Origin of the sequence: Streptomyces sp. NPDC005878, assembly GCF_040629815.1 — a bacterium.
Lineage (GTDB): Bacteria > Actinomycetota > Actinomycetes > Streptomycetales > Streptomycetaceae > Streptomyces.
Genome location: NZ_JBEXWK010000054.1, coordinates 1 through 10634 on the forward strand (window position 1 = coordinate 1; position 10634 = coordinate 10634).

Consider the following 10634-nt stretch of genomic DNA (forward strand, 5'->3'; position numbering starts at 1 on the left):
GGTGGCCGAGCGCGCAGTTCCCCGCGCCCCTGGGCAGTTAGGGGCGCGGGGAACTGCGCGAGCAACCCAGCACGGTCCGCAGACGGAAGAAGCGGGACGCGGAGGCCGCAGGCCCCGCGAAGGAGACCCGGGCGAAGCCCGCAAGGACCAGGGCGCAGCCCCGTACCGAAGCCCGGGCGGGGCAGCCCCGTACCGAAACCAGGGCGCAGCCCCGTACCGAAACCAGGGCGCAGCCCCGTACCGAAGCCAGGGCGCAGCCCCGCCGGAAGAGGTCGGGGGACAGCCCGCCCGGGAGCCAGGGGCGCAGCCCCACGGTGAGTGGGGGCGCAGTCCTGCGCAGGGGGACGGGGCTCAGCCCCGCGCGGGGACGGGCTCAGGTCAGTTTGGAGACGTCACGGACTGCTCCCCTGTCCGCGCTCGTCGCCATCGCCGCGTACGCCCGCAGCGCCGCCGACACCTTGCGCTCGCGCGACCTCGGCGCGTACACCCCGCCCAGCGCCGCCCGGCGTTCCGTCAGTTCGGCCTCGGGGACGAGGAGTTCGATCGTACGGCTGGGGATGTCGATGCGGATGCGGTCGCCGTCCTCGACCAGGGCGATCGTCCCGCCGGACGCCGCCTCGGGCGAGGCGTGGCCGATGGACAGGCCCGACGTGCCGCCGGAGAAGCGGCCGTCGGTGACCAGCGCGCAGGACTTGCCCAGACCCCGCCCCTTGAGGAACGACGTCGGGTAGAGCATCTCCTGCATGCCCGGGCCGCCCTTGGGGCCCTCGTACCGGATGACGACGACGTCGCCCTCCTTGACCTCCTTACGGAGGATCTTGTCGACGGCCTCGTCCTGCGACTCGCAGACCACCGCCGGGCCCTCGAACGTCCAGATGGACTCGTCGACACCGGCCGTCTTCACGACGCAGCCGTCCTCGGCGAGGTTGCCGCGCAGGACCGCGAGGCCGCCGTCCTTGGAGTACGCGTGGGCGGCGTCGCGGATGCAGCCGCCCGCCGCGTCGGTGTCGAGCGTCTCCCACCGCTTGGACTGGGAGAACGCGGTCGCCGAGCGCTCGCAGCCGGGCGCCGCGTGCCACAGCTCGACGGCCTCCGGCGTCGCCGAGCCCCCGCGCACGTCCCACGCGTCCAGCCACTCCTTGATGGAGCGGGAGTGGACGGTGTGGACGTCCTCGTTCAGCAGGCCCGCGCGGTAGAGCTCGCCGAGGATGGCGGGGATGCCGCCGGCGCGGTGCACGTCCTCCATGTAGTACGTGGTCGTGGGCGCCAGGTTGGGCGCGACCTTGGCCAGGCACGGGACACGGCGCGAGACGGCGTCGATGTCCTTGAGGTCGTACGCGAGATCGGCCTCCTGCGCGGCGGCGAGCAGGTGCAGGATCGTGTTGGTGGAGCCGCCCATGGCGATGTCGAGGGCCATGGCGTTCTCGAACGCCGCGCGCGTGGCGATGGAGCGGGGCAGGACGGAGGCGTCGTCCTGCTCGTAGTACCGCTGGGTGATGTCGACGACCGTACGGGCCGCGTTCTCGTACAGGGCGCGGCGGGCGGTGTGGGTGGCGAGGACGGACCCGTTGCCGGGCAGGCTCAGGCCGATGGCCTCGGTGAGGCAGTTCATCGAGTTGGCGGTGAACATGCCGGAACAGCTGCCGCAGGTGGGGCAGGCGTTCTCCTCGATGCGCAGGACGTCCTCGTCGGAGATCTTCTCGTTGGCGGCGTCGACCATGGCGTCGATCAGGTCGAGCTTGCGGACGGTGCCGTCGACGAGGGTGGCCTGGCCGGCCTCCATCGGGCCGCCGGAGACGAAGACGGTGGGGATGTTGAGGCGCATCGCGGCCATCAGCATGCCGGGGGTGATCTTGTCGCAGTTGGAGATGCAGATGAGGGCGTCCGCGCAGTGCGCCTCGACCATGTACTCCACGCTGTCCGCGATGAGGTCGCGGGAGGGCAGGCTGTAGAGCATGCCGCCGTGGCCCATCGCGATGCCGTCGTCGACCGCGATGGTGTTGAACTCGCGGGGGACGGCGCCCGCGGCCAGGATCGCGTCGGAGACGATGCGGCCGACGGGGGCGAGGTGGGTGTGCCCGGGCACGAACTCGGTGAAGCTGTTCGCCACGGCGATGATCGGCTTGCCGATGTCCGCGCCGGCTACGCCCGAGGCACGCATCAGGGCGCGGGCGCCGGCCATGTTGCGGCCGTGGGTGACGGTGCGGGACCTCAGCTCGGGCATTGCGGTCGCTCCTCAGCATCCAGATAGCCGGATCGGGCTGCTTCGAGCGTACGCCTCGACTCCAGGATCCGGACAGTTCGTCCGGATGGCGGGACGCCGGTTCGGCATACGGTCAGGTGCGGGGGCTTCGCCCCCCGGCACGCGGCACCCCAGCGGGGCTGCGCCCCTGCACCCCCTGCCCCCGTTCCCCTCACCCCGGATCCGTCAAATACCTCTGCAACGTCGGCGCCACCATCCGTACGATCTCCTCCGGGTCCGTAGACGCCAGCGGCTCCACCTTGATCACATAGCGCAGGACGGCGATCCCCACCATGTGCGAGGCCGCCAGTTCCGTGCGGAAGCGGGGGGCCGGGACCGTCAGCTCGGCCGCGACGCGCTCCAGGACGCGGCGCAGGACGAGCGTGCGCAGGACCTTGGCCGCGGCCTCGTGGGTGAGGGCCGAGCGGAAGACCGCCAGGAGCTGCGCGCGCGTGGCGGGGTTCTCCCAGACCTCGATGAAGTAGCGGGCCATGCGCTCGCCGACGCCGTCGAGGGAGCCGGCGCCGACCACCGCGGGGGCCGGCTGGACCGGCTCCAGGGTCATCTCCACCGCCGCCTCGAACACCTCGTCCTTGGTGCCGAAGTAGTGGTGGACCAGCGCCGCGTCCACCCCGGCCGCCTTGGCGATGCCGCGGACCGAGGTCTTGTCGTAGCCGCGCTCGGCGAACTCGGCGCGGGCCGCCTCCAGGATGCGCTGGCGCGCGCCGGGGCCGCTGTCGGCCTGCGCGCGCGGGGGGCGGCCCCGGCGGCGCGGGGCGGGCGCGGACGCGGATCCGGTCACCGGCGCACCTTGGACGCCAGGTGCAGCCGGGTGAAGGCGAGCGCCTCCGCGAGGTCGGCCTCGCGTTCGGCCGCGGACATGGCCCGGCGGGTGTTGACCTCGATGACGACGTGGCCGCCGAAGCCGGTGCGGGCGAGCCCTTCGAGGAGCTCGGCGCACGGCTGGTTGCCCCGGCCCGGGACCAGGTGCTCGTCCTTGGCGGAGCCCTTGCCGTCGGCGAGGTGGACGTGGGCGAGCCGGTCGCCCATGCGGTCGACGAGCGCCATCGCGTCGGTGCGGGCGGTGGCGGCGTGCGAGAGGTCGACCGTGAAGTGCCGGTAGTCGTCTTTGGTGACGTCCCAGTCGGGTGCGTACGCGAGCATCTCGCGGTCGCGGTAGCGCCACGGGTACATGTTCTCGACGGCGAACCGTACGTCCGTCTCGTCGGCCATCCGCCAGATGCCGGTGACGAAGTCGCGGGCGTACTGGCGCTGCCAGCGGAACGGCGGGTGCACTACCACGGTGGAGGCGCCCAGCTTCTCGGCCGCGGCTCTCGCCCGCTGGAGCTTCACCCACGGGTCGGTCGACCAGACCCGCTGGGTGATCAGCAGACAGGGGGCGTGAACGGCCAGGATCGGCACCTGGTGGTAGTCCGAGAGCCGTCGCAGGGCCTCGATGTCCTGGCTGACCGGGTCGGTCCAGACCATGACCTCGACACCGTCGTACCCCAGGCGTGCGGCGATCTCGAAGGCCGTCGCCGTCGACTCCGGATAGACCGAAGCCGTCGACAGGGCGACCTTCGCATCCGGGATGCGCACTACTGGTTCTGCCACGGAGACAGCCTACGGGCACCCACAACAGGGGCCGCGAGGGGACCGTCCACCTGGCCGGAACCCGACGCCCGCGCCGCCCCCGGCGCCCCGGCCGCCCCGCCCGTCATCCCACCGGCAGCTGGTCGAGGTGGCGCAGGATCACGCCCTCGCGCAGCGCCCACGGACAGATCTCCAGCTCCTCCACGCCGAACAGGTCCATCGCCCCCTCGGCCACCAGCGCCCCCGCGAGCAGCTGGCGTGCCCGGCCCTCGGAGACGCCCGGCAGCGTGGCGCGCTGCTCGGTGGTCATCGCGGCGAGCTTGGGCACCCACTCCTCCAGCGCCTTGTGGCTCAGGGTGCGCTGGACGTACACGCCCTCGGTGGAGCGGGCGGCGCCGGCGATCCTGGCGAGCTGCTTGAAGGTCTTGGAGGTGGCGACCACGTGGTCCGGGGAGCCGGTGCGGGCGAACTCGCCGACCGTGCGGGCGATCTGCGCGCGCACGTGGCGGCGCAGGGCCCGGACATCGGAGGGGTCGGGCGGGTCGCCGGGCAGCCAGGCGGCGGTGAGCCGGCCCGCGCCCAGCGGCAGCGACACGGCCGCGACCGGCTCCTCGTCGATCCCGTACGCGACTTCCAGGGAGCCGCCGCCGATGTCCAGGAGCAGCAGTTTCCCGGCCGACCAGCCGTACCAGCGGCGGGCCGCGAGGAAGGTGAGGCGGGCCTCCTCCTCGCCGGACAGGACGCCGAGGTCGACCCCGGTCTCCTCCTTGACCCGGCCGATCACCAGGTCGGCGTTGCTGGCCTCGCGCACCGCGGAGGTGGCGAACGGGAGCATCTCCTCGACGCCCTTGTCCTCGGCCGCGATCAGCGCGGTGCTGACCGTGGCCACCAGCCGGTCGACGCCCTCCGGTCCGATCGCACCGTCCTCGTCGAGGAGTTCGGCGAGCCTCAGCTCGGCCTTGTGCGAGTACGCGGGCAGCGGCGCGGCACCGGCGTGCGCGTCCACCACCAGCAGGTGAACCGTATTCGACCCCACATCGAGGACTCCGAGTCTCATGAGCTGAACGCTACTGCGGTCGCGGACATACGCTTGTCCCGTGCCAAAGACGAAAAAGGCGAAGCCGGGCAAAGCCAAGCCCCCCAGGACTCCCGGACAGCGGGCGGACGAGCAGGGGGTCGACTTCCCGCGCGCGTGGGTGGAGTTCCCCGACCCCGCCGACGACGAACAGGTCTTCCGCTGCGACCTGACGTGGCTGACCTCGCGGTGGACGTGTGTGTTCGGCAGCGGCTGCCAGGGCATCCAGGCGGGCCGCGCCGACGACGGCTGCTGCACGCTCGGCGCGCACTTCTCGGACGAGGACGACGAGAAGCGCGTGGCGGCGCACGTGGCGCGGCTCACGCCGGAGCTGTGGCAGTTCCACGACGAGGGCACGCAGAGCGGCTGGGTCCAGCTCGATGACGACGGTGAGCGGCAGACCCGCAGGTGGGAAGGTTCCTGCATCTTCCAGAACCGGCCCGGGTTCGCGGGCGGCGCCGGTTGTTCGCTGCACATCCTGGCGTTGCGCGAGGGCAAGGAGCCACTGGAGACCAAGCCGGACGTCTGCTGGCAGCTGCCGGTGCGCCGCACCTACGACTGGATCGACCGGCCGGACGAGACGCGGGTGCTCCAGATCTCCATCGGGGAGTACGACCGGCGCGGCTGGGGTCCTGGCGGCCACGACCTGCACTGGTGGTGCACCTCGGCGACCTCGGCGCACGGCGCGGGCGAGCCGGTCTACGTGACCTACCGGCCGGAGCTGACCGAGCTGATGGGCAAGGAGGCGTACGAGGTGCTCGTGGGCCTGTGCGAGGCGCGGCTCGCCTCCGCGCTGCCGCTGGTGGCACCGCACCCGGCGGACCCGCCCCGCTGACGGCCGCGCGCCCGGCCCCGGCTCCGGCCTCATGAGGGCTGCGGCGGGGACGCCGTGCCGCTGGGGCTGTCCGGCGGTGTGGTGGGCGCCGTCGGGGTCGGTGACGGCGGGGTCGGGGTGGGCGGGGGGCTGGTCGGCGTCGGGGAGTCGGGAGGCGTCGTCGGCGGCGTCGGGTCCGGTTCGGACGGGGTGTCCTGGTCGGGGTCGGGCGAGGCGGGCGGGATGGCCCGGGTGCCCGGCCCCACCCCGGTGATCCGGACGACCGCGCCCGAGGGCCGCACGCCGACCTGGGCCGACCAGTGGCCGCGCGGTTCGCGCGCGTGGTCGACCGACACGTACACCGTGACGCTGCCGCCCGCCTCCAGCGTCCCGCTCGTGCCGCTGAAGACGAGCCAGGGCGCGTTCGTCCACAGCGACCAGCTCACGGGGGCGTCGTCGCTCGCGGTGAGCGTGAGGACCGTGACACTCCCCTGCGAGCGGGCCGAGACGGTGAGCTCGCCCGGACCGGTGGGACTGGCGGAGCCGGGGCTGACGACCTCCACGGAGACGTCGGCGGGGGGACGGGCGCCGGGGCTGACGCGGGGGTCGGGGTCGGTGCGGGCGTTGCCCGCGTTCTCGTAGCGCTCGTACGGCAGCCCGTCCAGGCCGCCGGAGCTGTCGGCCTCGCTGGCGGTGATCTTGGCGCCGTCGGGGGACTCGCCGGTCGCGGGGGCGCCCCGGTAGGCGGCCCAGAGCGCGAAGGCGGGCGCGGCCACGACCGTGGCCACCACCGTGGTCGTCACGGCACGCGCGCGCAGCCGGTCCCGGCGGGCCGCCCGGTCCTTGGGGTCCATCGGGAAGCCGGACCGGTCGAAGCGGGGGGCGCCGCCGCGGGTCCTGGGGACGTGGAGCATCGCCGTGTACGCCGCCGCGCGCGGGGCCTCGGCCAGCGGCAGCGCGGCCGGGGTGACCGAGGAGCCCGGCCAGGGCCCCGCGGCGCCCGCGCGCTCGGCGGCGCGGCGGCAGCGCGGGCAGTCGTCCACGTGCCGGACCAGCTCGCGGCGCAGGGCCGCCGAGAGCAGCACCTGGTGATCGCCGGTGAGGCGGGCCACCGCCGGGCAGCCGCCGGTCTCGACGACGGCGAGCGCGGCCCGGGTCCGCTCGACCTCGCAGGCGCCCGCCGCGAGCAGCTCGCGGGCGGCCGGGTAGCTCATGCCGAGGACGGAGGCGACCTCGCGCGGGCCCAGCTGGTGGCGGACGGCGAGCTCCAGGGCCTCGCGCTGCTCGGGCGTGGTGCCGGCGGCCTCGGGCCAGGCCAGCAGCGCCAGTTCGCGGCGCCGGCGCTCGGCCTCCTCGGGCGCCACGGAGGCGGCGGCGGACGGCTCGGCGGGCTGCGGGCGGCCGGTGTGGGCGCCCTTGCGGGCCCGTTTGCGTTCGGCGAGCTTGCGCAGACAGGACCAGCGCGCCAGCGCGTACAGCCACGCCTTGCGCTCGGCCTCGGTGTCGGGGCAGCGCGCGTGCTGCCGCTCGGAGACGGCGAGGACGTCACCGAGGACGTGGACGGCCTCGTCGTGGTCGCAGAGCACGGACAGGCAGTACGTGAACAGGCCGTCGAGATACGCCTCGTAGCGCGCGGGCGGGCGCTGGGTCAACGTCCGCGGCGAGCGGCGCTGCGCCCGGTGTGCGCCGGTGGTGTGCGTGGGGTGATCCAGACCGCTGCTCTTCACCCGGCGAAGGTAGGCGCAGGATCCCGCGTCCTTCGTGCCGCTTGAGCACATTTACTCCTTACGGGTGAAGGTATCCCTCAAAAGGGGACAGGAACCGTGTCCTCCATCGCGGAGGCTTGCCTTCCCCGGTGCGGAACGTTGCCTTCCCCCTTGTGGGGGAACGGCGTACGGCCTTGTGGGGTACCGGCCGGGGAACGGCCTCCGGCGGCGGACACGGGCCGCGCGGGGGCCGCCGCCCGGCGGGAGTGTCAGTGGGCGCCGCTACGGTGACGTCATGGCTACCCGTACGAAATCCGCCAAGGACCGGCCGTCCTACCGCTGCACCGAATGCGGCTGGACGACCGCCAAGTGGCTCGGCCGCTGCCCCGAGTGCCAGGCCTGGGGGACGGTCGAGGAGTACGGCGCGCCCGCCGTGCGGACCACGGCGGCGGGCCGGGTCTCCACCGCCGCGCTGCCGATCGGCCAGGTGGACGCCCGCCAGGCCACCGCCCGCTCGACCGGTGTCGCCGAGCTGGACCGCGTCCTGGGCGGCGGTCTCGTACCGGGCGCGGTGGTGCTGCTGGCCGGGGAGCCGGGCGTCGGCAAGTCCACGCTGCTGCTCGACGTCGCCGCCAAGGCGGCCCGCGAGGAGCACCCCACGCTCTATGTGACGGGCGAGGAGTCCGCGAGCCAGGTCCGGCTGCGGGCCGACCGGATCAACGCCCTCAACGACCATCTGTACCTGGCGGCCGAGACGGACCTCTCCGCGGTCCTGGGCCATCTGGACGCGGTCAAGCCGTCCCTGCTCGTCCTCGACTCCGTGCAGACCGTGGCCTCTCCGGAGATCGACGGGGCGCCCGGCGGCATGGCGCAGGTGCGCGAGGTGGCGGGCGCGCTGATCCGGGCCTCCAAGGAGCGCGGGATGGCGACGCTGCTGGTCGGCCATGTGACCAAGGACGGGGCGATCGCGGGCCCGCGTCTGCTCGAACACCTCGTGGACGTGGTCCTCTCCTTCGAGGGCGACCGGCACGCGCGTCTGCGCCTGGTGCGCGGCGTGAAGAACCGGTACGGGGCGACGGACGAGGTGGGCTGCTTCGAGCTGCACGACGAGGGCATCACGGGCCTGACCGACCCCTCGGGCCTCTTCCTCACCCGCCGGGACGAGCCCGTGCCGGGCACGTGCCTGACCGTGACCCTGGAGGGCCGCAGGCCCCTGGTGGCCGAGGTCCAGGCGCTCACCGTGGACTCGCAGATCCCCTCGCCCCGGCGCACCACCTCCGGTCTGGAGACCTCCCGGGTCTCGATGATGCTGGCGGTCCTGGAGCAGCGCGGGCGGATCACGGCGCTGGGCAAGCGCGACATCTACAGCGCCACGGTCGGCGGCGTGAAGCTCTCCGAGCCCGCGGCGGACCTGGCGATCGCCCTCGCGCTGGCGTCGGCCGCGAGCGACACCCCGCTGCCGAAGAACCTGGTGGCGATCGGTGAGGTGGGGCTCGCGGGCGAGGTCAGAAGGGTCACGGGCGTCCAGCGCCGGCTGGCCGAGGCGCACCGCCTGGGCTTCACGCACGCGCTGGTGCCGTCCGACCCGGGGAAGGTCCCGGCCGGTATGAAGGTCACGGAAGTCGCCGACATGGGGGACGCCCTGCGGGTGCTGCCGCGCGGGCGTCGGGCCGAGGCCCCGCGGGCGGAGGAGGAGCGCCGGTAGACTTTGCCGTCGAACGTCTGCGACCGGAGGAGTGCAGTGGCAGCCAACGACCGGGCAGCGGGATCCGGAAAGTCCGGCACAGGCTCCGGCAACGAAGCGCTGATGCGTGCCGCGCTGAGCGCGGTCGCGCCCGGCACCGCACTCCGTGACGGCCTGGAGCGCATCCTGCGGGGCAACACGGGCGGCCTGATCGTGCTCGGCCTCGACAAGACCGTCGACTCGATGTGCACGGGCGGATTCGTCCTGGACGTGGAGTTCGCCGCGACGCGGCTGCGCGAGCTGTGCAAGCTCGACGGCGCGCTCGTCCTCGACAAGGACATCACCAAGATCCACCGCGCCGGGGTCCAGCTGGTCCCCGACGCGGACATCCCCACCGACGAGACGGGCACCCGCCACCGCACGGCGGACCGGGTCTCCAAGCAGTGCAACTTCCCGGTGGTCTCGGTCTCCCAGTCGATGCGCCTGATCGCGCTGTACGTGAACGGGGAGCGCCGGGTCCTGGAGGAGTCGGCGGCGATCCTCTCGCGGGCGAACCAGGCACTGGCCACGCTGGAGCGCTACAAGCTGCGCCTGGACGAGGTGGCCGGCACGCTCTCCGCCCTCGAGATCGAGGACCTGGTGACGGTCCGGGACGTCACGGCGGTCGCCCAGCGCCTGGAGATGGTCCGCCGGATCGCCACGGAAATCGCCGAGTACGTGGTGGAGTTGGGCACCGACGGCCGGCTGCTCTCGCTCCAGCTGGACGAGCTGATCGCGGGCGTCGAGCCCGAGCGGGAGCTGGTGGTCCGGGACTATGTGCCCGAGCCGACGGCGAAGCGCTCGCGGACGGTGGCGGAGGCGCTGACGGAGCTGAACGACCTCACCCACGCGGAGCTGCTCGAACTGCCCATAGTGGCGAGGGCGTTGGGGTACAGCGGCTCGCCCGAGACGCTGGACTCCGCGGTCTCGCCCCGCGGGTACCGCCTCCTGGCCAAGGTCCCCCGGCTGCCCGGGGCGATCATCGAGCGCCTGGTGGAGCACTTCGGCGGCCTCCAGAAGCTGCTGGCGGCCTCGGTTGACGATCTCCAGACCGTCGACGGGGTGGGGGAGGCGCGGGCGCGGAGTGTGCGTGAGGGGCTTTCGCGGCTGGCGGAGTCGTCGATTCTGGAGCGGTACGTGTAGGTGCGTGCGGGTGTGTGTGTGGGGCGTGCGGGTGGGGTGCGCCTTGTGGGTGGGGTGCCGGTGGTGCCCGGGGGCGTTTTCCCCCACCCCGCCCCTTCCCGAAAGCCCTCTGGCGGGCGGCCTGGGCTTCGGCTGGGGGCTGAGACCTTCCCCGCGGGCCGGTGGGGGTTGCTCGCGCAGTTCCCCGCGCCCCTTCTGGGCCGGGACGTCGACTGCGGTCCATGGGTGGCTGAGCGCGCAGTTCCCCGCGCCCCCTCCAAGCCCGGAAGCCGACTGCGGACCATGGGTGGCTGAGCGCGCAGTTCCCCGCGCCCCTGAGTGCCCAGGGGCGCGGGGAA

The 10634-nt window shown here is 73.5% G+C and carries 8 protein-coding genes; 3 read left to right on the forward strand and 5 right to left on the reverse strand.

The genetic code is table 11. The features are described 5' to 3' along the window. Positions 1-373 precede the first annotated feature (373 nt). The 4 genes from ilvD to ABZ404_RS38880 all read right to left on the reverse strand — a co-directional run bounded on the left by ilvD (position 374) and on the right by ABZ404_RS38880 (position 4892). The gene (gene ilvD, locus ABZ404_RS38865) at positions 374-2224 is read right to left on the reverse strand and encodes a dihydroxy-acid dehydratase (RefSeq protein ID WP_358836343.1); all 1851 of its coding nucleotides are present in this window, start codon (positions 2222-2224) and stop codon (positions 374-376) included. A gap of 190 nt (positions 2225-2414) precedes the next feature. Further along, a complete protein-coding gene (locus tag ABZ404_RS38870) occupies positions 2415-3044 on the reverse strand; it encodes a TetR family transcriptional regulator (RefSeq protein WP_358836342.1) in 630 nt (209 codons plus the stop codon). Further along, entirely contained in the window at positions 3041-3856 is an 816-nt protein-coding gene (locus ABZ404_RS38875) for a sugar phosphate isomerase/epimerase (RefSeq protein WP_358836341.1), read from the reverse strand. Before ABZ404_RS38875 ends, ABZ404_RS38870 begins: the two co-directional genes overlap by 4 nt. Before the next feature lie 103 nt (positions 3857-3959). Next, positions 3960-4892 (reverse strand): Ppx/GppA phosphatase family protein, encoded by a 933-nt coding sequence (locus ABZ404_RS38880; protein ID WP_358836340.1) that lies wholly within the window; start codon positions 4890-4892, stop codon positions 3960-3962. 40 nt (positions 4893-4932) lie between these two features. On the opposite strand from ABZ404_RS38880, the gene ABZ404_RS38885 reads away from it, so the two are divergent. Then, a complete protein-coding gene (locus tag ABZ404_RS38885; protein ID WP_358836339.1) occupies positions 4933-5745 on the forward strand; it encodes a hypothetical protein in 813 nt (270 codons plus the stop codon). Between the two features lie 29 nt (positions 5746-5774). On the opposite strand, the gene ABZ404_RS38890 is transcribed toward ABZ404_RS38885, so the two are convergent. Continuing rightward, positions 5775-7502: a hypothetical protein gene (locus ABZ404_RS38890; RefSeq protein ID WP_358836338.1), complete on the reverse strand. Its 1728-nt coding sequence runs from the start codon at positions 7500-7502 to the stop codon at positions 5775-5777. A 223-nt stretch (positions 7503-7725) separates the two neighbouring features. Here ABZ404_RS38890 and radA point away from each other — a divergent pair, with 223 nt between their 5' ends. Next, positions 7726-9135, forward strand: a complete 1410-nt coding sequence (gene radA, locus ABZ404_RS38895) for a DNA repair protein RadA (RefSeq protein WP_358836337.1) — start codon at positions 7726-7728, stop codon at positions 9133-9135. Between the two features lie 36 nt (positions 9136-9171). Beyond that, a complete protein-coding gene (gene disA / locus ABZ404_RS38900) occupies positions 9172-10296 on the forward strand; it encodes a DNA integrity scanning diadenylate cyclase DisA (RefSeq protein WP_358836336.1) in 1125 nt (374 codons plus the stop codon). Positions 10297-10634: the final 338 nt, after the last annotated feature.

Bases quoted from the DNA above. Each gene is read 5' to 3' on its own strand.
- ilvD (WP_358836343.1), bottom strand. From the start codon at position 2,224: ATGCCCGAGCTGAGGTCCCGCACCGTCACCCACGGCCGCAACATGGCC.
- ABZ404_RS38880 (WP_358836340.1), bottom strand. From the start codon at position 4,892: ATGAGACTCGGAGTCCTCGATGTGGGGTCGAATACGGTTCACCTGCTG.
- ABZ404_RS38890 (WP_358836338.1), bottom strand. From the start codon at position 7,502: ATGTGCTCAAGCGGCACGAAGGACGCGGGATCCTGCGCCTACCTTCGC.
- radA (WP_358836337.1), top strand. From the start codon at position 7,726: ATGGCTACCCGTACGAAATCCGCCAAGGACCGGCCGTCCTACCGCTGC.